The sequence below is a fragment of the Cryobacterium sp. TMT2-10 genome, from assembly GCF_004403075.1.
Lineage (GTDB): Bacteria > Actinomycetota > Actinomycetes > Actinomycetales > Microbacteriaceae > Cryobacterium > Cryobacterium shii.
In genome coordinates, this window is sequence record NZ_SOGW01000014.1 from 16487 (window position 1) to 38464 (window position 21978).

25 protein-coding genes and 1 pseudogene are annotated in these 21978 nt (G+C 69.4%); 10 read left to right on the plus strand and 16 right to left on the minus strand.

Translation table 11 applies throughout. The features are described from left to right. Positions 1-106 precede the first annotated feature (106 nt). The 4 genes from E3T37_RS01370 to E3T37_RS01385 all read left to right on the plus strand — a co-directional run bounded on the left by E3T37_RS01370 (position 107) and on the right by E3T37_RS01385 (position 2407). Positions 107-1084 (plus strand): NAD(P)H-quinone oxidoreductase, encoded by a 978-nt coding sequence (locus E3T37_RS01370; protein ID WP_134365068.1) that lies wholly within the window; start codon positions 107-109, stop codon positions 1082-1084. A gap of 1 nt (position 1085) precedes the next feature. Then, complete coding sequence (locus tag E3T37_RS01375) at positions 1086-1697, plus strand: histidine phosphatase family protein (protein ID WP_241975846.1); 612 nt, start codon at positions 1086-1088, stop codon at positions 1695-1697. Positions 1698-1735: 38 nt separating this feature from the next. Further along, positions 1736-2080 carry a hypothetical protein gene (locus E3T37_RS01380; RefSeq protein ID WP_134365069.1) on the plus strand — a complete coding sequence of 115 codons (345 nt, stop codon included), beginning with the start codon at positions 1736-1738 and terminating at the stop codon, positions 2078-2080. A gap of 126 nt (positions 2081-2206) precedes the next feature. Next, complete coding sequence (locus E3T37_RS01385; RefSeq protein WP_134365070.1) at positions 2207-2407, plus strand: hypothetical protein; 201 nt, start codon at positions 2207-2209, stop codon at positions 2405-2407. Positions 2408-2763: 356 nt separating this feature from the next. On the opposite strand, the gene E3T37_RS01390 is transcribed toward E3T37_RS01385, so the two are convergent. Further along, positions 2764-2973: a hypothetical protein gene (locus tag E3T37_RS01390; RefSeq protein ID WP_134365071.1), complete on the minus strand. Its 210-nt coding sequence runs from the start codon at positions 2971-2973 to the stop codon at positions 2764-2766. Between E3T37_RS01390 and E3T37_RS01395 the strand changes: the two genes are divergently transcribed. Further along, positions 2972-3574, plus strand: coding sequence for a hypothetical protein (locus tag E3T37_RS01395; protein ID WP_134404901.1), 603 nt, complete (start codon positions 2972-2974; stop codon positions 3572-3574). The two genes, E3T37_RS01390 and E3T37_RS01395, sit on opposite strands and share 2 nt — an antisense overlap. Positions 3575-3619: 45 nt before the next feature. On the opposite strand, the gene E3T37_RS01400 is transcribed toward E3T37_RS01395, so the two are convergent. Continuing rightward, positions 3620-4366, minus strand: a complete 747-nt coding sequence (locus E3T37_RS01400; protein ID WP_134365073.1) for an endonuclease/exonuclease/phosphatase family protein — start codon at positions 4364-4366, stop codon at positions 3620-3622. 91 nt (positions 4367-4457) lie between these two features. Here E3T37_RS01400 and E3T37_RS01405 point away from each other — a divergent pair, with 91 nt between their 5' ends. Then, on the plus strand, positions 4458-5012 hold the full coding sequence (locus tag E3T37_RS01405; protein ID WP_370263745.1) for an MOSC domain-containing protein: 555 nt from the start codon (positions 4458-4460) through the stop codon (positions 5010-5012). Between the two features lie 77 nt (positions 5013-5089). Then, positions 5090-5890: a heliorhodopsin HeR gene (gene heR / locus E3T37_RS01410; RefSeq protein WP_134365074.1), complete on the plus strand. Its 801-nt coding sequence runs from the start codon at positions 5090-5092 to the stop codon at positions 5888-5890. Between the two features lie 46 nt (positions 5891-5936). On the opposite strand, the gene E3T37_RS01415 is transcribed toward heR, so the two are convergent. Continuing rightward, positions 5937-7349: an FAD-binding oxidoreductase gene (locus E3T37_RS01415; protein ID WP_241994519.1), complete on the minus strand. Its 1413-nt coding sequence runs from the start codon at positions 7347-7349 to the stop codon at positions 5937-5939. A gap of 112 nt (positions 7350-7461) precedes the next feature. Between E3T37_RS01415 and E3T37_RS01420 the strand changes: the two genes are divergently transcribed. Beyond that, the gene (locus tag E3T37_RS01420) at positions 7462-7965 is read left to right on the plus strand and encodes a GyrI-like domain-containing protein (RefSeq protein ID WP_241978716.1); all 504 of its coding nucleotides are present in this window, start codon (positions 7462-7464) and stop codon (positions 7963-7965) included. A gap of 61 nt (positions 7966-8026) precedes the next feature. Here E3T37_RS01420 and E3T37_RS01425 read toward each other — a convergent pair whose 3' ends face one another. From E3T37_RS01425 to E3T37_RS17100, 6 genes and pseudogenes are all read right to left on the minus strand, one after another. Next, entirely contained in the window at positions 8027-8383 is a 357-nt protein-coding gene (locus E3T37_RS01425; RefSeq protein WP_134365075.1) for a hypothetical protein, read from the minus strand. 7 nt (positions 8384-8390) lie between these two features. Then, positions 8391-9269, minus strand: a complete 879-nt coding sequence (locus tag E3T37_RS01430) for an alpha/beta fold hydrolase (RefSeq protein ID WP_134365076.1) — start codon at positions 9267-9269, stop codon at positions 8391-8393. Positions 9270-9396: 127 nt separating this feature from the next. After that, positions 9397-9789 carry a hypothetical protein gene (locus tag E3T37_RS17750; RefSeq protein WP_370292161.1) on the minus strand — a complete coding sequence of 131 codons (393 nt, stop codon included), beginning with the start codon at positions 9787-9789 and terminating at the stop codon, positions 9397-9399. Positions 9790-9871: 82 nt separating this feature from the next. Then, positions 9872-10882: pseudogene (locus E3T37_RS17755) on the minus strand (FAD-dependent monooxygenase); the annotation flags it as partial. A gap of 96 nt (positions 10883-10978) precedes the next feature. Further along, positions 10979-11116 carry a hypothetical protein gene (locus E3T37_RS17095; RefSeq protein WP_198415929.1) on the minus strand — a complete coding sequence of 46 codons (138 nt, stop codon included), beginning with the start codon at positions 11114-11116 and terminating at the stop codon, positions 10979-10981. An 84-nt stretch (positions 11117-11200) separates the two neighbouring features. After that, complete coding sequence (locus E3T37_RS17100) at positions 11201-11545, minus strand: hypothetical protein (protein WP_198415930.1); 345 nt, start codon at positions 11543-11545, stop codon at positions 11201-11203. Positions 11546-11769: 224 nt separating this feature from the next. Between E3T37_RS17100 and E3T37_RS01445 the strand changes: the two genes are divergently transcribed. Next, positions 11770-12780 carry a diacylglycerol kinase family protein gene (locus tag E3T37_RS01445; RefSeq protein ID WP_134365077.1) on the plus strand — a complete coding sequence of 337 codons (1011 nt, stop codon included), beginning with the start codon at positions 11770-11772 and terminating at the stop codon, positions 12778-12780. A 117-nt stretch (positions 12781-12897) separates the two neighbouring features. Here the strand turns inward: E3T37_RS01445 and E3T37_RS01450 are convergent, their stop codons facing one another. From E3T37_RS01450 to E3T37_RS01470, 5 genes are all read right to left on the minus strand, one after another. Then, on the minus strand, positions 12898-13629 hold the full coding sequence (locus E3T37_RS01450) for a DUF4386 family protein (protein WP_166787134.1): 732 nt from the start codon (positions 13627-13629) through the stop codon (positions 12898-12900). A gap of 287 nt (positions 13630-13916) precedes the next feature. Then, entirely contained in the window at positions 13917-14963 is a 1047-nt protein-coding gene (locus tag E3T37_RS01455; protein ID WP_134365078.1) for a DUF2207 domain-containing protein, read from the minus strand. Between the two features lie 389 nt (positions 14964-15352). Further along, entirely contained in the window at positions 15353-15811 is a 459-nt protein-coding gene (locus E3T37_RS17570; protein WP_166806057.1) for a DUF2207 domain-containing protein, read from the minus strand. Next, a complete protein-coding gene (locus E3T37_RS17575) occupies positions 15769-16767 on the minus strand; it encodes a DUF2207 domain-containing protein (RefSeq protein ID WP_134365080.1) in 999 nt (332 codons plus the stop codon). Before E3T37_RS17575 ends, E3T37_RS17570 begins: the two co-directional genes overlap by 43 nt. Positions 16768-17071: 304 nt before the next feature. After that, the gene (locus E3T37_RS01470; RefSeq protein WP_241975841.1) at positions 17072-17965 is read right to left on the minus strand and encodes a hypothetical protein; all 894 of its coding nucleotides are present in this window, start codon (positions 17963-17965) and stop codon (positions 17072-17074) included. Positions 17966-18465: 500 nt separating this feature from the next. On the opposite strand from E3T37_RS01470, the gene E3T37_RS01475 reads away from it, so the two are divergent. After that, complete coding sequence (locus E3T37_RS01475) at positions 18466-19242, plus strand: alpha/beta fold hydrolase (RefSeq protein ID WP_134365081.1); 777 nt, start codon at positions 18466-18468, stop codon at positions 19240-19242. Between the two features lie 145 nt (positions 19243-19387). Here the strand turns inward: E3T37_RS01475 and E3T37_RS01480 are convergent, their stop codons facing one another. Next, on the minus strand, positions 19388-20902 hold the full coding sequence (locus E3T37_RS01480; protein WP_134365082.1) for a DHA2 family efflux MFS transporter permease subunit: 1515 nt from the start codon (positions 20900-20902) through the stop codon (positions 19388-19390). 329 nt (positions 20903-21231) lie between these two features. Further along, on the minus strand, positions 21232-21795 hold the full coding sequence (locus E3T37_RS01485) for a helix-turn-helix domain-containing protein (RefSeq protein ID WP_241994521.1): 564 nt from the start codon (positions 21793-21795) through the stop codon (positions 21232-21234). Positions 21796-21978: the final 183 nt, after the last annotated feature.

The following is a 21978-nucleotide window of genomic DNA, read 5'->3' on the forward strand; positions in this document are numbered from 1 at the left end:
GGGTCCCCGATCTGCCCCGTCATGTCACCTTTCCGGTCGAGAGCGCCCGTTCCGCCGGTCACTCTCGACCGGAAAGGTCACGGTCGGCGCTCGTAGGATGGCACGCATGCGCGCGATTCTGGTAGACACCCCCGGCGGGCCCGAAACCCTCACCCTCACGACCGTGGCCGACCTGCCCATCGGGCCCCGCGACATCCGGATTCGGGTGGCCGCGGCCGGCGTCAACCGGGCGGATGTCGCCCAGCGGCTGGGCAGCTACCCCTCGCCGGCCGGGGCGCCGCAGTGGCCCGGGCTGGAGGTGTCCGGCACGGTCACCGGGACCGGCGCCGAGGCCTCACGGTTCCAGGTCGGCGACCGGGTCTGCGCCCTGCTGGCCGGCGGCGGCTACGCCACCGAGGCCGTGGTGCACGAAGACCTCGCTCTGCTCGTCCCCGACTCGACGGACCTCGTCGAGGCGGCCGCCCTGCCGGAAGCCCTGGCGACCGTGTGGTCGAACGTGTTCCTCTGCGCAGGATTGGCTGCCGGGGAGACCCTGCTCGTGCACGGCGGCGCGAGCGGCATCGGCACCACGGCGATCCAGCTCGGCGTGCTGGCCGGTGCCCGGGTGGCGGTGACGGCCGGGTCGGCCGCGAAGCTCGCGGTGTGCCGGGACCTGGGCGCGGACATCCTGATCAACTACCGCGAGCAGGATTTCCCGGCCGAGATTGCCGCGGCGACTGGGGGGCACGGCGCCGACGTGATCCTCGACATCATCGGCGGCTCCTACGCCGCCCGCAACGTGGCCGCCCTGGCCCTGAACGGGCGCATCATGGTGATCGCCAACCAGAGCGGCGAAGACGCCATCTTCAACCCGTTCCACCTGATGCAGAAACGCGGCCGGTACTGGGGCACCACCCTCCGCTCCCGCCCGTTCGAGGAGAAGGCCGCCATCATGCAGGCCGTCAGAACGGATGTCTGGCCCTGGGTCGCATCCGGCCGGTTCCGCCCGGTGATCGACAGCCGTTTCTCCTTCGACGATGCCGCCCAGGCCCACCGGCGGCTGGAAGCATCCGTTCACGTGGGCAAGATCCTGCTGGTGCCCTGACATGATGCCGACGGCCCGGAAGAACGACATCGTGCTGGTGCGGCACGGGCAAACCGAGTGGAGCATCTCCGGCCGGCACACCGGGCGCACCGACATCCCGCTGACCGATCTCGGTCGACAGCAGGCGGATGCCCTCGGCGGCATGCTGCAGGGCCGCGATTTCTCGCTGGTGCTGTCGAGCCCCCTCACACGAGCCTGGGAGACCATGCAGCGGGCCGGATATGCTGGCAAGGGCATGCCCGACGAACACATTCTCGAGTGGGATTACGGCGTCTTCGAGGGCCGCACGACCGCGGACATCCGCGAGGCGGAGCCCGACTGGTCGGTCTGGACCTCTCCCATCGTCGGCGGCGAAACCGTCGACGATGTCGGCGTGCGGGCCGACACCGCCATCGAACGCTGCCTTGGCGCCCCCGGCCCCGTCGCCGTGTTCGCCCACGGGCACTTTCTGCGAATCATGACGGCCCGCTGGATGGGTCTGCCCGCGGCCGCGGGGCGGCACCTCAGCCTCGGCACGGCGACCGTGTCCACCCTCGGCTGGGAACGCGAGACCCGGGTGCTGCAGATGTGGAACGACGCCTGCCACCTCAACTCGATGGACCCCGTGGTCTGATCGACGCCAGCGGGCAGGTCCCGGCTACACTCCGGGGCATGATGATCACCGAGCTTGCGTCTGACGAAGTCTTCGTCTTCGGATCGAATGCCACCGGGATGCACCTCGGCGGAGCGGCCGCGACGGCGCAGGAGAAGTTCGGCGCGGTCTGGGGCGAAGGCCACGGCCTGCACGGCCAGTCCTACGCGATCGACACCATGAGCGGGCTCGAGGTGATCGCGGCGGAGGTGGCGACGTTTCTGGAGTTCGCGGGGCAGCATCCGGAACTGCGGTTTCTGGTCACCGAGATCGGGTGCGGGATCGCGGGCTACACGCCCGCGCAGATCGGGCCGCTGTTTCGCGGGGCGCCCGGCAATGTGGTGCTGCCGGAGAGCTTCCGGTAGGCGCCGGGCGGGGATTGCGGGCTGCTCGGGTTCGGCCCACGGGAGTGTGCCAGACTCGATTCCGGCCGCCACCCGAGCCTGGTTCGGTTGCTGTGAACGTCTCCCACCCGATTGGACATCGAACCCGTGAAGAACTGGTCCTTCAATACCTGCGCGATCGCCGGGTTCAGCTTCAGCACCTTCTCGGTGGCGCTGGTCATCCTGAACGCGGTCACCGCGAACCGGTTCCTGACCGTGCTCTTGTCGGTCGCGGGGGTGGCCCTCCTGATCGGAGGCGCACTGTCCGTGCGCGCCCACTTCCTCTGGTCCCGCGGCGGATCGCGCTAGCCGGGGCCAGGCTGTTCTCGCGACCTGTCCCGCTTCCGGTCCAAGCGCTGATAGCTTCGGCCCATGAGACTGTCTTGGGGTGCGGCCGTTGTGGTCGCGGGAGCGCTCGTTGCATTGTCCGGCTGCTCGTCGGCCGGTCCCGGCGCCGGTGAGGCTCCCGCCTCGACTCCGGCGGCCGCCGCACCCCTGACCTGTGCCGAACTCGTTGGTGGGCCAGACGTGGATGCGGCCCTCGCGTCACCGTCGACACCCAGCGATTTTGCGAGTCTCCTGTCCTACCCCACCCCGCACGACTCCGCATCGACCGCAGCCGGAGGGATTCGCTGCGCCTGGCTGGCCGATGGGTCCCAGGGCCGCTACTCGAAAATCATCGGCGAACCCGGGGTCCCCTGGCTCGACGTCGAGGTCTTGCCCGGCGCCGCCGAGAAATGGACCTCGTACACGTTCGGCGACGGACCGGGAACAACGGCGACAACACCGTTCGCGGTGTTCGACGGAGCGCAGTCCTGTGGCGATCCCGGCTGCAAGGCCACGGCGCCCATCGGCTCCGCCTGGGTGAGCGTCATGGTGCACGATCCAGGGTTCGGCGTGGGAGACAGCCTGGTCGGATCGTCGCAGGAGGATATCTTCGCGAAGCTCAACCCGGCGGCCTCGGCCGTGTTCTCAACCATTGCGAACGCGACTCCGGCGCAGCTCGACTGGCCGGCGACGCCGGCTCGTGCGAGCGATCCTCTGGTGGAGCCCTGCTCGAGCTTCCTCAAGGCTCCGGCGCTGGCCACCGCGCTCGGAGTGGCAACCGTTGGTGAGTATGCCGACTCGGCCGCTCTGCCGTCGGACATCGTCTCGCTCGACAGCGTGGCCCTCACAGATGCGGGGTTTGTGGACTGTTTTGCGGAGGCAGGGTTCGACGCGAGGGCGAGTTTCGTTCTCGCGCTCGACAACGCAGCCATCGTGGATCGCATTGCTGCCGGGCTCGGACCGAACAGCGACGAGCACCTCGACCGGCTGATGGGTCAGACGGGAAGCGAGAAAGCCGTGTCGAATTGCGTTGCTGGTCGCCCGAATTGCGACCTCTGGTTCTCGCTCGGCGCGGACGCCATCTTTGTCTCGTCGATTTCCAGCGATTCGAAGGCCATCGCCCAGGCCATCATCGCTCAGGCGCGATAGGCGCGATAGGAGGGTCGGCGCCGTCGGCGGGACCCCGGCCCCGGCTCAGATACTGAAGTCGCCGCCCGGGGCCCGCTCCGACTCGGCGAGGCTGGCCGGGACGTTCGTCTGGTTGACGGGTTCGTCACTGTACGACGACGTGACGAGGATGGGCATGTGGTCGGAGTCGCCGATCGGCAGCGTCTCGACGTTCTCGATGGTCAGGCCGATGGAGGTCGCCAGGTCGAAGTGCCCGCGGAAGAACTTGTACCGGGTGTAGGTGCGCGTGTCACTCATGGTGAGGTCGTAGCCGGACTGGTTCACCTGGTCGCCGAGGTGGCCTTTGAAGATGGGGTAGTTGTAGTCGCCCACCATCAGGGTCGGCAGGCCGGGACCGAGGATGTTCAGCTCCTCGTGGGCCGACCGGATCTGGTTGCGGCGCAGGGAGTTCAGCGCGGTAAGCGGTGCGGCGTGGAAGGACGCGACGACGAGTTCGCGGTTCTCGGCGAGGTCCGTCAGCCGGGTGCCGATCAGCCGCTCGTGCGCGGGCGTCAGCAGCCGGTCATGCAGGGATTTCTTCAGCGCGAAGGTCTTGGTGTGTTCCGCCGTGAAGCGGTCCTTGCGGTAGTAGATCGCCAGGCCGAGCCGGTTGCGCACGGTCGAATCGGCCAGGTGCAGCAGGCCGATCTCTTCGGGCAGCTCGCGGGTGTCACATTCCTGCAGGCAGAGGACATCGGGATCGTAGCGCTCCGACAAAGCGATGAGTTCGCCGCTCGCGCGGTCCTTACGGAGGTTGTAGCTGATGACCTTCACGAAGCCAGCCTACGTTTGCGCCGGAAAAAATCCACATCGTCTAAGTGAATTCTCGGCTGACCGAACACGGGCGTATGCGAGACTCGGGGACATGATGCAGGATGCGCGCGGGGCGGTGGTCTCGGTCAGCCGGGACGACCGGCACCGGTTCAGCAAGCCGGTCGTGCCGGACATCCGTCTGATCAGCGGCGTCGGCGTCGAGGGCGACGCGCATGCCGGCGCCACGACCGCGCACCGCTACCTGGTGCGGAAGGATCCCGGCCGGGCCAACCTGACCCAGGTGCACCTGCTGCCCGCGGAACTGTTCGACGACCTGGCCGAGACCGGGTTCACCCTCGCGCCCGGCGAGCTGGGCGAGAACGTGACCACGCGCGGCCTCGACCTGCTCGGCCTCCCCCTCGGCACCCGGCTGCATCTCGGTGCCGACGCCGTCGTGCAGGTCACCGGCATGCGCAACCCGTGTTCCCTGATCAACGGGCTGCAGCGCGGCCTGATGAAGACCCTGATCGAAACGGATGACGCGGGCCGGGTGACCCGACGGGCCGGCATCATGGGCATCGTCGTCAGCGGCGGCACGGTCACCCCCGGCGACCCGATCCGGGTGGAGCTGCCGGCCGGAGACCACCTGCCTCTCGGCGTGGTCTGAGACGTCCATCGCGCCTTCTGGGCAACGACAATACGCCCTGCTATTCTCGGCCTCATCCACCCGTGAAGGAGTCCCCGATGGCCCGCAAGGTGCGCACTGATGATCAGACGATCTCCCGCCTCAGGGCGTACAACATCGTGGCCGGCTCCCTGCATCTGGTGCAGGCGATCGGGTTCGCCTATGTCCTCACTCTCCTGAGCGACCAGGTCACCTTCGCCGTCACCGCCGACTACCTGGCCGGGCCTCCCGGGGTTCCGCTGCCGCCCGAACGCGTGACCCTGTTCGACGTCAACGTCGGCATCGGCGTGGTGGCATTCCTGGCCCTGTCGGCCTTCTTCCATTTCCTGATCTCCTCGCCCTGGTTCTTCGCCCGCTACGCGACCGGACTTCGGCAGAACCACAACTACTTCCGCTGGGTCGAGTACTCCCTGAGCTCGTCGATCATGATCTGGCTGATCGCGCAGATCACCGGCATCACGGATGTCGCGGCCCTCTTCTCGATCTTCGCCGTGAACGCCGCCATGATCATGTTCGGGGCGTTGCAGGAGAAGTACGAGACGCCCGGCAACGGCAACTTCCTGCCGTTCATCTTCGGGGCGATGGTGGGCGTGGTGCCGTGGATCGTCATCCTGATCTATTTCATCGCCCCGGGGTCGACCAGCGAGGCCGAGCCGCCGGCCTTCGTGTACGGCATCATCATTTCGCTGTTCCTCTTCTTCAACACGTTCGCGGTCAACCAGGTGCTGCAGTACAAGCAGGTGGGCGGCTGGCGCGAATACCTGCGCGGCGAGCGCGCCTACATCACGCTGAGCCTGGTCGCCAAGACCGCACTGGCCTGGCAGGTCTTCTCTGGCGCGATCATCCCGGCGCTCTCCTGATCGGGCCTTCCTCCACGACGAGGACGGGTCGGGACGACCGCCGGAATCAGGTGGTGGAATCGTGGAAGGTGCTGAATCTCGGCACGACCGGTTTGATGTTCTCGTTGAGGTGGAAGACGTTCTCCGGGTCGTACTTCGCCTTGACCGTGGCCAGCCGGTCGTAGTTGACCCGGAAGGTGTCGGCGATGCGCACCTGGTCCTCCGAATCCTTGAAATGGATGTAGCGGTCGGGTTCGGAGAAGGGCCGCAGCGCGGTCCAGAAGTCACGCACCCATTTCATGTTCGCCTGGCTGTCGGCGGGGTCGTCCCACATGCACGCGATCGTCGGCGAGAACCGCGTGTGCCGGTAGGGGAACGCCGTCTCCTCCGGGCCGACGCGTTGAACGGCACCGTCGATGGGATGGATATGAACGGACGTGTCCAGGGTGGGCACCATCCGGCCGAAGTCCAGATACGCGGTGATGGCCCCGTCACTGAGCTCGGGCAGGAAGTTGGCCTTCCCGTAGACGTGCAGGCCCGAGCGCAGCCCCCCGCCGAAAACCGTGTTGGCTTCGGCGTTAGGGCATCCGCTGCACCATGGCGCCGACGACCGGGGCGACATCCAGGTAGGGCTGCCAGCGTGCCTCCCCCCCCCCGCGGGGTCCCCGATCCAGATGCCCGCGACGACGCACATCGGTTCGCCGTGCCGTTCGGAAGGCAGGTAGGACGCCGCCGGGCACAGGTGGAACCCGAGAAACGCGCTGAACTCCTTAGGGGCGCTCGCCAGGTGTTCCCGGTAGAACTCCGCCACCGTCCGGGAATCATCGATGGAGTAGAAGATCACGCCCGCGTGCACCATGTCGACCGGATGCAGCCGGTATTCAAACGATGTGACGACCCCGAAGTTGCCGCCGCCGCCCCGCGGGGCCCAGAACAGGTCCTCGTTCTCGATCGCACTGGCCGTGTGCACGGTCCCGTCGGCGATCACGACCTCCGCCGAGAGCAGATTGTCGCAACTCAAACCGTATTTGCGGGCGAGGTAGCCGATCCCGCCGCTCAGGGTCGGCCCGGCGATTCCCTCCGCGCCGTCGAGGCCCCCGGTGGTGGCCATGCCGAATGCATGAGTGGCGTGGTTGAAGCCCGCCCAGCGGGCGCCGCCCTCCGCGCGCGCCCGAGCGGTCACGGGGTTCACTCGTACCCGGTCGTAGTCGGCGAAATCGATGACGATCCCGCCGTCACAGGTGCCGAAGCCCGATGCGCTGTGGCCGCCACCGCGAATAGCGAGATCGACACCGAATTCCTGCGCAATCCTGACGGCGCCGACGACGTCGTCGACACCGGAGACGCGCACAGTGGCCGCGGGCCTCTTGTCGACCAGGTTGTTGTAGACGAGGCGGGCGATCTGGTAGTCCCTGTCCACAGGGGTGATCACCCGCCCCTGCAGGCGAGTCATCAACTGAGGAATCAAGCTATCGGGCACGACGGCCTCCTATGCGAATTCCCCACCAAAGTAACGCCGCCCCGCGGTGGCTGTCAACGAGACGCGGCTCACGGCGGGCCCTACTGACGGCCCTGAACGGGGACTACATTGGGTGCCGTCGGCCTCGGTCGAGGCCGGCATCCGTTGTCGCCGCCCTGGAGGACCCCATGAACGAGTCGAACTCGAGCCGCGCACCCTGGTCGGGGTGCACGAGACGATCAAAATGACCGCGATGAGCGAGTTCATGGGGCGGGCCTTCGGCACCGCGGCCGCCGAACTGGGCAAGCAGGGCGCCTTCCCGGCCGGTCCGCCGATCTCGATGTACCACGGCATGCCCACCGACACCGTGGACGTGACGGCGGGTTTCCCCGTGGCCCACCCGGTCACGCCGACACCCCTGGTGGTCGTCGAGACGCTGCCGGGTGGCCCGGCCATCGAGGCCATCCACACCGGCTCCTATGACACCCTCACCCAGACCTATGGCGAACTCAGCACGTGGCTCCTGGAGCAGAAGCTGGACCTGGCCCCGGACATGTGGGAGGAATGCCTGGTCGGCCCCGACACCGAGCCGGACCCCGCCAAGTGGCAGACCCGGATCGTGTTCCCGCTGCGCTGATCCCGGATGTCGCGTCCGAGTGCTTCTGCTTTCGGTGCTTTCGCCTAACGGATGCTTTCGCCTAGCGGATGCCCAGCTGGCGGACCAGCCCCGGCAGGTCCTCCGCCAGGGCGTCCCAGACGAGCTCGTAGTCGACGTCGGGGGCGGCCGCGAGGTAGTCGGCGAGGAACCGCAGCTTCTCCCAGGCCACCAGCGGATACCGATCGCGGTACGCCGTGGGCAGTGCCTGGACGGCCGTCTGAACGTCGATCACGATGGCTCGCCCCTCGAGCCGACGGGCCAGGTCGGCCGGGCCGGCCGGACGGGCCGGGTGGACGAACGACTCGCGGCCGCGACGCGTGATGAGCTCTGCGCGACGCACGAGATCACGGATGTCGGCCAGCAGGGCATCCGTTCGGTCGAAGTCGCCACCCATCATGCGTCAATCATGGCGCAGGATCCGGCGTATTCGGCGACCAGCCGTCGAGGAACTCGAGCACGTCCTGCATCAGGCGAGGTTCACTGGTCACGACCATGTGCCCCTGGCCGGGGTACACGATCGCACGGCCGTTCGGGATCAGCGCCGCCGTCTGCCGGAACAGCTCGACCGGGTAACCGCCGTCCCGGTCGCCGCCGACCACCAGGGTGGGCGCATCGATCTCGCTGAGCCGGTCGCGCAGGTTGAAGCCGTCTTCGGCGTGAATGATGGCCATCATGTCGGGCGTCGCCTTGCCCAGCATGGCCGGGCCCAGGAGCCATCCCATTCCGCCGGACAGCCACCGGGTGAACGCCGAGGTGCCGAGGGTGCGGAACATCTCGAGCCCGGCCCGGCGCGGGCGGCCCGCCGCCACCTCCTCCGCGACACGCGACTGCACCTCCTTGCCCACCGGCCCCAGCTTGTAGGCCGCGGAGACCACGATCAGTCGCTGCACCACGTCCGGGTGGTCGGCGGCCAGCTGCAGGGCGATGCTCCCGCCGGTCGAGATCCCCATCACATCGACCGGCCCCGGAAACTCCAGGCGCAGGGCGTCGGCGTAGTCCCGGGCGATTTCCTTCATCGTGGAGTTCGGGTCGAGGCCGGGGCGCGAGGTCAGCCGCAGGATTCGGTGGTTGGCCGCGAGCGGCATCAGCGTCTGGGAGACGAACATCCGCTCGAAGCCGACCGTCGGTTCATTGTTCTGGCCGGATCCAGGCAACACGACCAGAGGCGTGCCGGTGCCGAACCTCAGGTAGGGCATCCCGCCGAGCAGGGTGCCCGTTCGACGGGCTATGGCGCGCGCATCCGTGCTTATTTTCGTGCCTGTCGTGGCTGTCCTGGGGGGCATCGAAGCGACCCTTCCGTTGATAGTGCGTCGGTGGTTGATAGTGCGTCAGTGAACGTGACGGATGCCGTCGGCCGGCTCCGCGGCAACCGCTGGTGAGCGTACCCGCGCCCCGTGCCCCCCGGAAGAGTCACCCGCGCCCCGGGTGGAGGCCGACCAGGCCCAGCCACTCCAGGATCGGGTCCGGGTCGGCCGTGGCCGCGCGGAACCCGACGTAGCCGTCGGGGCGCACGATCAGCACGCCGGTTCCGGGGCGGTCGGTCAGGCGGTGCAGGTGGATGCGGGCATCCGTCGGCCCCCCGCCCTGCGGCGCCAGGCCCGGATCGGCCGCACCGGCCTGCAGCAGGATGTGCACTCCGGGGCGCGCGAGGAGGGCGTGCAGCCGCACCCGCTCCCCCGCGCAGGTGACCTCGGTGTCGGCGACCCGCGACCCGGGGCGCGGGACCCGCCCTGAACGCGGAAGCTGCTGGTTTTTCGCCGGCACTGCCGCATCGACCGAGAGCGGGCTGCCCCGGTAGTTCATCCGGAACTGGGACGGCGTGCGTCGCGCGCAGCACGAGCTGGTCGGCCGGGCGCCGCTCCCGCTCGTAGGAGTTCAGCAGCACCGGGCTCGGGCGGACCTGGCCGGCGGCGAAGGCCAGCTTCCAGCCGAGGTTGAGGGCGTCCTGGATGCCCGTGTTCATGCCCTGCCCGCCCGCCGGGGAGTGCAGGTGGGCGACGTCCCCGGCGAGGAAGAACGGCCCCCGCCGGAAATGCGTGGCCAGCCGGTGCTGCAGCCGCACCTGGGCCGACCACGCGACATCCGTGATCGTGGCGGGCAGGCCGGCCTCGTCGACCAGGGCCTGCAGCTCGGCCCGCGGGACTGCGGGTCCGGGCTGCCCGAACGGCAGCGGGGCGGGGCCGGCGGGGCGGGTGGCGAGCATGCGCCAGGGGGCGCGCTCACCGTTCGCGAACAGGAACAGCAGTCCGCGGCGTGCGGCGACGACGTGGGCGCTGCCCGGGTCGAGGGTGTCGGCGGCAGCCCCGTCACCGTCGGACCGGGACTGCAGGCCCAGGTCGGCGAGCACCACCTCCTGGGCATAGTCGCCGCCGCGCCAGGCGCCGACCCGTCCGCGCACGAGGCTCGCGGCGCCGTCGCAGCCGACGAGGTAGCGGTACGCCGCCGCCTCGATCCCCGATTCCCGGCGGATGAGCGCCAGCCGGTTCTCCAACCGGAAGCCCACCAGTTCCGCGCCGCGCTCGATCCGCACCCCGCGCTCCTCCAGCGCCTGCGCCAGCACGGCCTCGACGTCGGCCTGCCGGATCACCAGCAGGTGCGGGAAGGCGGTTCCCGGCAGGTCGAGCTGCCGGGAAGCCACGGCGACCACCCGGGAGCGCAGGTGCAGCCGAACCTCGGCTGCGGTGTCGCCGCGGGCGAGGAGGGCATCCGTCACCCCCAGCGGCCGCAGCACCTCGAGCGTGCGCGGGTGCATCAGCAGGGCCCGGGACGGCCGGAACAGGTCTTGGCGGCGTTCGATGATGCGCACGCGCGCGCCGTGGTCGTGCGCCTGCAGCGCCAGGGCCAGGCCGGTGGTGCCGGCCCCGACGACCAGCACGTCGACGATCCGGTCAGTCACCGCGGGGCCCAGTCATTGCAGGGCCCGGTCACCGCGGCGGCCCGTCACCGCAGCACCCGGTCACCGCATCGCCGGCACGGGCTGCGCGGGCAGCCATCAGGCTTCGCCGGCCGACCTCGGGGCCGGGGCGCCGGCATCCGTCGCCAGAACGGGATTGGCCAGAAAATCGTCCCGACGGATGCCCGGCAGCACCCGGTAACGGATCGAACCGGGCACGCTGCCCAGCGCCAGCACCCGCCAGAGTGTGCGCGTAGTTCTCCGCGCGTTCCGGGCCGTCCCACTCGTAGATGCCGCGGTAGACGCCGTTCGCGTCGTTGGTCAGCCACAGTTTTGACACGTAACCGGGGAATCCGACCACAGGGGCGTGCTCAGGATGCTCTCGGCGCGGAACAGGGCATGGGCAGAGTCGCTTCGGAGCACGCGCAGCCGGAACGCGACGATCAGCACCGTTGGGTGGAGGGTCGGCCCGCGATCGACGATCGTCTCGCGGTAGACGACTGCCTCGCTGCCGTCGGTGAAGGGCAGCCGGCGCCCCACCCTCTGCCGGGGCAGGTGCACGCGGCGCCGAGCCAGCAGCATCCCTGTGGCGGCGACGCTGCGGCCGACATATCTCACGGTCTGCCACGGCTCGGCCGGTGGTTTCGGCAGGCGATCGGGGTTCATAGGTGCCTCCTGGCTTCATAGGCGATAGGAAACGCGGGTGGAATTGCGGGGCTTTCCGGGGATTCGAGCCCGTTCGGTGCCAGCATAAGGAGGCGGTCTGCACCTGGGAAGACCCTCCCCCGGCCCGATAGGGCGTGACGAATGGGCGGCGGCATCCGTCTTACTAGAGTGACTTGTTCGCAGAATGAAACACCTGACCTCGCTTCCCCGAACGGACGGACCCCATGACGACCACCGACCTCCACAACGACGCCCCGACCGAATCGGCGACCGACAGCCTGCTCGCCGCGGTCATCTACAACCCGGTGAAGGTGAACCTCGACGACCTCAAGGCCGCCGTCGCGGCCGAGCAGACCGCCGCGGGCTGGCCGGAGACGCTGTGGTTCGAGACGTCGGAGGAGGACCCGGGGCAGGGCCCGGCCCGGAAGGCGATCGAGGCGAGGGCATCCGTCATCATCGTGGCGGGCGGCGACGGCACCGTGCGCGCCGTCGCGGAAGAGGTGGCCGGCACGGAGTGCGCGCTGGCCCTGCTGCCGTCGGGCACCGGCAACCTGCTCGCCCGCAACCTGAAGCTGACCCTCGACGACGCCGCGCACTCGCTGCACACCGCCTTCACCGGCAAGGACAAGGCGATCGACGTCTGCCGGATCAAGATCGAGCGGGCGGACCGGTCGGTCGACAAGCACGTCTACCTGGTGATGGCCGGGCTCGGCCTGGACGCCAAAATGCTCGCCAACACCGACGACGGCCTCAAGGCGAAGGCCGGCTGGCTGGCCTACGTGAAGGCCCTGGTCGCCGTCGGCAAGGACGACAGCGAGCTGAATTTCCGGTATCGCCTCGACGGCAAGCCCGAGCAGTCGTTGCGCGCGCACACGGTCATGATCGGCAACTGCGGGTCGCTGCCGGCCAGCATCGAACTCATCCCCGACGCGGCCCTCGACGACGGGGCCTTCGACGTGGTCGTGATGAAGCCCAAGGGCCTCGGCGGCTGGATCCAGATCCTCTCTAAGGTGCTCTGGGAGAACGGCGTACTCAGCCGCACCGCGCTCGGGCGCAAGCTGCGCACCGGCGACGTCGACGCGCTCAACTACGCCACCGGCAAGGAGCTCATCCTGCGTCTGCACCGCCCGGAAGAGATCGAACTCGACGGCGACGGGTACGGCACCGCCGTCGCGCTCAAGACCTGGGTGGAGCCCGGCAGCCTCACCGTGCGAGTGCCGAGCGACGCCGAGTAGGCCGCGGCGCGGCATCCGTCGCCCGTCTGTTCTGCTCGAACGCGCCAGGTGCGCCGCTCTGCGCGTGGCGTACTGCCAGCGAAACGGCGCAGCACGCGCGCGCCGCGGAAACAGCTGTCACCGCGGCGTGCGCAGGCCGAGCCGCACCAGGGCGATGCGCACCACCAGGAACCAGGCCGGCATCAGCAGGCCGTAGCCCAGATAGAACGAGGGAACCACCTGCCGCAGCGCCTCACCGGCGACGCCGAAGACCCCGGCGGCCACTCCCAGCCAGCCGATCCAGCGCGGCAGAGCGCTGTGCAGCATCGCCAGCGAGATGAGCAGGATGCCCGCCGCGGACAGCACACCGACGATGGCCGGGGTGTTGTTCTCTCCCAGGATCGCCTCCGCTGCCGTGGCGAAGCGCGCACGCTCGGTGTCTGAGGTTGCCTCCGAATGGCGGCCGCTCAGGTAGACCAGGGTGAGCGAGCCCCGGCTGGTGACGGGGATGGCCAGGAACGACGCCCAGGACAGGCCGCCGACCACCGCGCCGATCAGAGCCAGGCTACGATTTGTCGGCGCCAGCGCCACGAACAGGGCCACGAAGGTGAGCACCGCCAGCATGTTCGGCAGCAGCCAGAGCACCTGCTCGGCCACGTAGACCGACTTGTTCGTCGCGATGAACTCGAGCGTTTCCGCGCCGCCGTCGACCGGTGGCGGCGACACGGTGTCCAGTGTGATGGCCGCGATCAGCAACAGGATGAAGCCGACGGATGCGCCGCCCGCCACCAGATACAGGGTGCGCCACGAGTTGATGCCCTCGGCCGCCCGGGCGGAGTCGCCCACGGGCCTCACGTTGCGCTCGGTCATGCGGCACCCGCGTCACGTTCGGCACGTGCGTCACGTGCGTCACGTGCGTCACGTGCGTCACGTGCGTCACCGACGATTCGTTGCATCCCGCCAACTTCCCTGCGCTCGATGGTGCCCGCGGCCGGCGTCGGCCGGCCCGGCACTGCTCGTGACAGTGTGCGCGCGGGAGCGCCCGGGGTCAACGGGTCAGGCTGCAGGCTCGAGGATTCCCCGTCCCGGCCGTCGAACTCGCCTGAGGGGTCCCAAATCGACCTTCCGGAGGCCCGGGAAAGTCGATTTGGGACCCCTCAGCGGCTGGCGGGCGAACCGCCGGGCAGGGTGGCGGACTTGGCGACCGAGCCGATCAGTCCGGTCACGGCAGCGTTGAAGGCGGTCGCGCTGAAATCGCCCTGCAACATGAGCCAGCCCGGTTTCGGTGCACCCTGCTCGTAGAGCACGACGAGCTCCCTGGCCCAGTCGCGCTCGACGCCCCAGAGCACCGCGAAGGGGAGCAACTTCTCAGAGAGCCTAACCAGTTCGACGGTGTCGGGTGCGCCGGCGGCATCCGTCTTCACAGCCGGCGGCGCGTCGTCGGCGCTCTGCACCAGCCGCACGCGGTCTGCCTGGGCGAGCCCGAGGAAGATCTTCAGACCCTTGAGATGGTCGCGCTGTTCGGCACCCGCCTCGGTGAGCTGCGGCGTGGCCGCGGCGAAACGGTTGGCGAGGTAGATGCAGATCGCGGCGATGCCGACGAACGGAACCACCTTGCCGAGCTGGCCGGATCCCGCGCTCTGCACCACCGCACCGAAGATGACCAGGGTCGGCAGCAGCACGGCGGCCATCACGATGACGATCAGCTTGCCGCCGCGGCCGACCATCAGAGCCCGCCAGCCGCGGGCCGTAACCAGGTCCCTCGCCGCCCTGGGGCAGGAGCGCAGCTGGGCCGCCAGCGCCCGGTCGGTAACCCCGAGTTCGCGCACGCCGCCGACCGCCAGTCCGGGGAACAGCGCCTCGAGCAGCTGGCGTTCCAGGGTGTGCACGCCCTTCACGGTCAGCAGCTGCAGCGTGTAGGCGCCTCCGCCGGCACTGACCGGGAAGGCGAGGATGCGCACCTTGCCGCGCACCGCCAGGCTCACCAGCTGCGCGGCGACGGCCGTCGTCGGCCGATTCACGAGGTCGGCCGCCTCCAGCAGGTTGTAGCCCGTCGGCACCTCGTACCGGGCGATCACGGCGCCCCGGCCCGCGGCGCCGCGCTGTCCGAAGCGGCGACGGAGGTAGGCGGCCGCGACGCCGAGGAGGCTGACGGCCGACAGGATGATGATCAGGGACGTCTCGGCGTCTGCGGTCGGTTGCATGGTGCAGCTCCAATGTCTGGCGGCGCCTGAAGCCTCGACGCGGCGAAACGGCGCCGAGACGTGATGCCCCCACAACAGCCGCTCAGTACAGGCTAGTACGGGCGGTCGGGCCGTCGCGGCCCGGCAACTGCTCTGCTGACGCGGCTGAGGGGTCCCAAATCGACCTTCCGGAGCCCCGGGAAGGTCGATTTGGGACCCCTCAGGGTGGAGCTAGCGGCCGCCGCCACCGCCTCCGCCGCCACCGCCGCCGGAATGCCCGCCTCGGCGAGCTCGAGGTAAACCTTGATGCCCTTGAGGTAGTCGCGCGGTTCGGCGCCGGCCTCGGTCAGTTTCGCCCGGTCCGGTGCCAGCCAGCCGGCCGCGATGACGCAGAACGCGGCGATAAAGACTCACGGCACCACTTCGCCGTACTGCGGGGAGCCGTTGATCAGCGCCATCCCGATCAGGATGACCAGAGCGGGGACCAGCACGACGGACATGCCGATGCCGATCCAGTGGCCGCCGCGGCCGGCTGCCTTGGCCCGCCAACCGCGGGCGATGACCGACAGCTTCGCGGCGTGGAGGAACCCGCTCAGCTTGGTCGCGAGCGTGCTGTTGACGGCCCCGATCTCCCGCGTCACGCCGATCGCCCCGTGCGGGAACAGGGCTGTCAGCAGCTGGCTTTCCTGGGCGTCCACACCCTCACGGGTGAGCAGTTGCAGCGTGTAGTCCCCGCCGCCCCTCGTGACCGGGTAGTCGAGGATGCGCACCTTGCCGCGCACCGCGAGGCTCACGAGTTGCGCGGCGATGGCCGTCTTCTGCCGATTCACGAGGTCGGCCGCCTCCAGCAGGTTGTAGCCCTTGGGCACGCTGTATACTGGGCGATGATGGCGCCCCGCCCGCGCGCATCGCGCACCGCGAGCCGGCGATAGCCCCAGGCCGCACCGACGCCGAGGATGCTGACGCCCAGCACGAGGAACGCCAGCACCGTCGCGGGGTCCACCCCGCTGTCGGAATAGCCGCCGTCGGAGTACCCGTCACCGCTGTAGCCGGCCGAGGCCGGCACCTGCAGGAACGTGCCGGGCTGGAACCCGATAGCGACGGTGACGTTCTCGCGCGGACCGAGGGTGCGCTCGGACGAGGCGAACAGCTGGCCGGTGGTGCCGGGCACCGCGGCATCCGGTGTCTGGGTGATCTCGCACCGCGTGGTGTCCGCCTGAACCCCGGAGTAGCAGGCGTAATTGCCGGTAAGGAACTCGGCGATGCCGGGGTCGACGTGCACGCGCGCGGTGACGGAGCCGAAGGGCTGGTCGAACCCGGTGCCGTTGGTGTCCCAGTAGAGTTCGTCGTTCTTGGTGTCGGCGAATGCGCGCACCACGTTCTGCTGCGTGTAGGTGATCGTGTAGGTCTGCGAGCCGCGCACGAACTCGTCGGTGCCGAGCGGCACCTCGGTGATGCTGCCGCGGTCGAGGGCCTCGAAGTTCACGGGCGCACCGGTGGCGTCGGTGACGGATTCGACGGTGGTGTGCAAAGGCACCCCGTTGTAGTCGTTTGGGAGGAGCCGCACCATTCCGCGGTTCTGGTCGAAGTTCGGGAACTTCGCCACGAAGGTTTCCACGGTGCGCAGGGTGGAGTGCCCGGCGTCGTCACGGGAGAGGTAGTAGTCGGCGTCGAAGGAGGTGAACGTGAAGTCGCTGGTGTCCGCGGAGGCGGCCAGCGGCATCCCGAGTGCCAGCGCGGTGGCGACGGCGAGCGCGGCGACTACCCGAACAAATCGCCGCCCGCGTCGCCGCAACGGATGTCTGGTCGGTGCGTTCCCGTGCATGCTGCGGCTCCCCCTGGTTCAACCGGAGCCGGGAGCCTCGCCGCGGCGAAACCGCGCCGAGGCGTGCCGCCCCCGCAACATCCGTTGTCAGAAGGCTAGCGGAGGGTTCCCCCGTTTCCCGCGGTCCGGCCGCAACGCCGCCGCGTCCCGCGCCTTGCACGTTTCCCGCGGTCCGGCCGCAACGCCCCCCACGCAGCGCGCCGAGCCGTGAGTCTGGCCCCATTTGTCGGTGAAAACAGGGGCGCAACTCACGGCTCGGCGAGGTGGTGCGGACGTGTCGGGGTCAGGTCCGGGGGTCAGAGCATCAGTACCAGTTGACGGCCTGCGAGTGCGCCCAGGCGGCGCACGGCGTGCCGTAGGAGGAGGCCTTGATGTACTGCAGGCCCCAGGCGATCTGCGTGGTCGCGTTGGTGGCCCAGTCGGTTCCGGCCGAGGCCATCTTGCTGCCGGGCAGCGCCTGCGGGATGCCGGTGGCACCGCCGTTGGAGTTGACGGCGTCGTACTTCCACTCGGATTCCTTCTGCCACAACTGGCTCAGGCAGGAGAACTGGTCACTGCCCCAGCCGTACTGGCTCAAGGCCATGGCCTGGGCGGTGGCCTTCGCGCCGGCGGGGGTGTTGCCCGCCGCGAGCGACGTGACCCGGTTGGCTTCGGCTGCCGCGGCCGCGGCGACCGCGGCTGCGGCGGCGGCTCGGTCGGCCTCGGCGGCCGCAGCGGCCAGCGCCGTGGTCTCCGTCTTGGTCTTGCTGGTCAGGGACGAGATCTCGTCGAGAGGCAGAACCTCGTAGCCGGCCAGGGAGCTGGTCACCTGGGTGAGGGCGGAGGCATCCGCTTTGCCCTGCGTCGCGGAAAGGACTTGGTTGGCCTGGTCCAGGGCGACGGATGCGTTGTGCTGCGTGTGCGCCTTGGCTATGCCGTGATAGGCGTCGAGCTGTTCGGGGTGCACGCCGGTGCTCTCGGCCAGCGCGGCCGTGGCGGACACGCGGTCCTGGGCGGCGACCGCGGACTGAGTCGCGAACGTGCCGCCGACGACGAGCCCGGCGATGGCCAGCGCACTGCCGGCGAGGATCGCGATGCGGTGCGGCTTCTTGAGCGTGTGGCGGGCGCCGGTGTTGGTGTCGTTGCTGCTGGCCGTGCTGTTGCTGAACTTGTTCTGTGCTGCGAAGCGGATGATTTTTTCTTCGGGTGTTTCTGGCATGTTTGTGCGAATAACCTTCGGGTGACGCAAGCGCGAGCGCTGGTGAGCGCCGGCTCACTGAGCGTCGGGCCTGCGCTCTCGGGGTGCGGCGCAGACGAAGCGTCAAGCATGCCTCAGGTTTCTGAACGAACCCTCACTTATAGCTCGGAAAGTCATGTGTGCCAGGGGCTTGACACCGGCCTGGGCAGTCTATTCGCCGCAGGAGCTGCCCGGGGATGCGGTGGCGAACACCTGATGAGAAGGAAGATTTTCTCGGCGAGCAGGTTCCGCAGCGCTGCGAGGTCGGGCATCCGGTTCTGCTGGGATGTGCACCCCTCAAAGTCGTCGGTTCCCAGGTATTTCAGGGACTCGCCCACTCTTCGCGCCATTCCGACGCCCGCTGGCGGGTGTTGCGCCGGGACCGGGTAGGCGTCAGGCTGGGCGACAATGTGACGGGGCGGCCGAGCTGAGCTGAGCCGAACCGGGCCACTGCCACTGCCACCCACGACGAGGGAGCCCCGATGATCCAGACCGTGCAATCCGCCGACGGAACCAGCATCGCCTACGAGAAGAGTGGATCCGGCCCCGCGCTGATCCTGGTCGGCGGCGCGTTCAACACCCGACAGTCCCCCGGGCCGCTCGTGCCACCGCTCGCCGAGCACTTCACCGTCTACACCTACGACCGCCGCGGCCGCGGGTACAGCACCGACGTGGCGCCGTATGCCACCGATCGCGAGGTCGAGGATCTCGCCGCCCTGATCGACGCGGCCGGCGGGACCGCGATGCTGTACGGGCACTCGTCGGGTGCCATCCTGGGGCTGCTCGCGGCGGCGAGCGGCCTTCCGATCACTCGCCTCGCCGCATACGAGCCGCCCTTCACCGCGGAGGAGCGCGGGTCGGGGCCCCTCGATGGCTGGGGAGCAAGCGTGCAAGCCGCCTTGGATGACGGCGACCGCGCCCGGGCCGCCCAGCTCTTCATGCTGGGCACGGGTGCCGATCCGGCGATGGTCGCGGGGATGTCCGAGTCGCCCTGGTGGCCGGGCCTGCTGGCCATTGCGCACACCCTCCCATACGATCTGGCCCTGACCGGTGATGGCCTGGTTCCCGCCGGCCGCTTGGCGAGGATCCCCGTTCCCGTCCTCGTCGTCGTCGGGGGCGACAGCCCGCCGTGGGCCGCCGCAGCCGCCGGGGCGGTGGCGCGCGCGGTGCCCGGCGCCACCCAGGTCACCCTCGACGGGCAGACCCACAACGTGGATGCCGCCGCGCTGGCCCCGGTGCTGATCGACTTCTTCGGGTAGCCAGCGCCGCGTCTGCACCGCCCGATGCGATGCGCGGGGGCTGCGCCGCTACGCGGGTGGCGTGCCACGCGCGCAGCGGCGCAGCTACCGCGCGACGGCTACCGGCGCTCGAATCAGGCGTGCACGGGCGCGGCTTCCGGCAGGCCTACTCCCCCGCGGCCGCCGGGCGGCGGGTGAAGAAGGCCGCGGGGATCGCGAACAGCGAGATCACCGCTCCATAGAGGAACGCGGCCTGGATGCCCGCGGCGGTGGCGGCGACATCCGTGGCCCCGGTGGCCAGCCGCGACGCGGCGACGGATGCCATCACCGTCACGAACAGCGCCGTGCCGACCGCACCGGCGAGCTGCTGCACGGTGCCCACGACCGCGCTGCCGTGCGAATACAGCGACGGCTTCACGGCGGCGAGGCTCGCGGTGAACAGCGGGGTGAAGAGCAGGGCGAGTCCGAAGCTGAGGGTGACGTGGGCGGCGAGCACGAGCCAGGGCGAGCTGTTCGCGTTCAGCAGCGTCATGCCCCAGAACACGGCGCTGACGATGCTGGAGCCGGTGATCAGCAGCCGGGTAGGCCCGGACCGGTCGTAGAGGCGCCCGACGAACGGGGCGAGCAGCCCCATCAGGAGACCGCCCGGCAGCAGGAGCAGGCCCGCCTGCAGGGCGCTGAGGCCGAGCACGGTCTGCGTGTAGATGGGCAGCAGGATGATGGTGCCGAACAGGGCCATCATGCTGATCGCCATCGTCACGATGCCGAACGTGAACGTGCGCGAACGGAAGGTGCGCAGGTCGAGGAGGGCGGCATCCGTGCGCTGGAGTACCAGCTGGCGCAGGATGAACAGGGTGAGTGCGAGGGCGCCGCCCAGGATTGGCAGCCAGCCCTCGACCGACGCGATGCCGCCGGATGCGGTGCCCAGGTTGCTGAGGCCGTAGACGAGCCCGCCGAAGCCGAGCGCGGACAGCAGCACCGAGACCACGTCGATCGGCATCGTGCGCGGGGTGGTGACGTTCTTCATCAGGATGCCGCCCACGAACAGCGCGGTGAGGGCGATCGGCAGCACGAGGATGAACATCCAGCGCCAGTCGAGCACGCTGAGGATGGCGCCCGAGATGGTGGGGCCGATGGCCGGGGCGACCGAGATGACGATGGAGATGTTGCCCATCATGCGGCCGAGGTGGGCGGGCGCGACGAGGGTCATCACCGTGGTCAGCAGCAGCGGGAACATGATCGCCGTGCCGGTGGCCTGCACGACCCGGGCGGCCAGCAGCACCTCGAAGCCGGGCGCGACCGCGGCGATCAGGGTGCCCGTACTGAACAGCGTCATGGCCGCGATGAACACCGGCCGCGTGTTGAAGCGCTGCAGCAGGAACCCGGTGATCGGGATCACCACGGCCATCGTGAGCATGAACGCGCTGGTCAGCCACTGCGCGGCGCTGGCCGTGATCCGCAGGTCGCTCATCAGGCGCGGCAGGGCCACGCCCATGATGGTCTCGTTCAGGATCACGACGAAGGTCGAGATCAGCAGCAGGGTGATGACGAGCCGGTTACGGATGTCGGTGGCCGCGTCGGCGGCGGATGCGTCGGCCGGGTGCGCGGCGGCATCCGTGCTCGTGGTGTCGATGTTGGTGCTGGCGTTGTTGTGGCTGGCGGCGGTGGCGGTTTCAGCCATGCGAAGGTCCCGTCGGGGTCGTGCGGTCAAAACGACGTGCGGTCCAGAGGTGGTGAGGCGGTCGCTCCGGGCCGGAGCGTGGTTCATAGAGGGGGAACCCTGGCGGAGCGGGATTCATTCCGCGCCGCGTCGCGCCGGTTTTCGGGAGCCCCGGCCCGCATTCTGGGGAGCGGTCTCGGCGAGTGTCGCCGTTTGCGCCGAGAGTCGCCAACCCAGCGGCGATTCTCGGCAGAAACGGCGACTCTCGGGCGTCGGCACGGTCGCTACGCCCGGTCGGCGATCGCCCTACCCGATCCCCAGCTGAGCCAGCAGCCGCGAAAAGTCCGTGACTAGGGCATTCCAGACGATCTGATAGTCGGTGTTCGCGTAGTCGTGCGTGACGAACCGGCGAGCAGCGCATCCGTTAGGTCGACTTCGCGAGTCATCCCGTGGCCCGAGTACCTCACAGCGGAACGGCCTCGGCGACCGCCCGGTCCCGAATGGCGCCTTCGGCCCGGTCGCTCATCACATATGTGCACGCCGAGGAGACTCTCGAGGTCGAGGACGAGTCCGGCCGCATCGAGGAGGGACGCCGCGGGGTCGAAGGTGACGAGGAGATCGATGTCGCTGCCGACGGCTTCCGTGTCCCGGGCGATGCTGCCGAAGACCCGCACGTTGCCGGCGCGGCGACGGCCGGCGAGTTCGAGCACGCTGTCGCGGTTGCGACGCAATACAGCCGCCGGCCGTTCGGCGGTGGCGGCCAGGATGCGGGAGAGGGTCCCGGGCCGAGGTTGCACGCGACCGGCCTCGTAGGCGGAGAGATTCGGCTGCGGCACTCCGGCGCGCGCGGCCAGCTGGCTCTGCGAGAGTCCGGCCCGGGCGCGCGCCTCGAGAATGCGGCTTGACGTGCTCATGCCGGAACTTTAGCTCCGGGCTATAAGGGGGGCGCTCGACGCCGCGCCCATGCATAACTCCTGCAAATCGGTGAGTGTTCCCGCACGTTCAGCGTGATTTCGCGGGTGAGGAAACTGGAGGTGCAGAATCTGCAGGAATTATGCACGACTCGCGCGGGTCACCGCACCGGCGTTCGCGCTTCA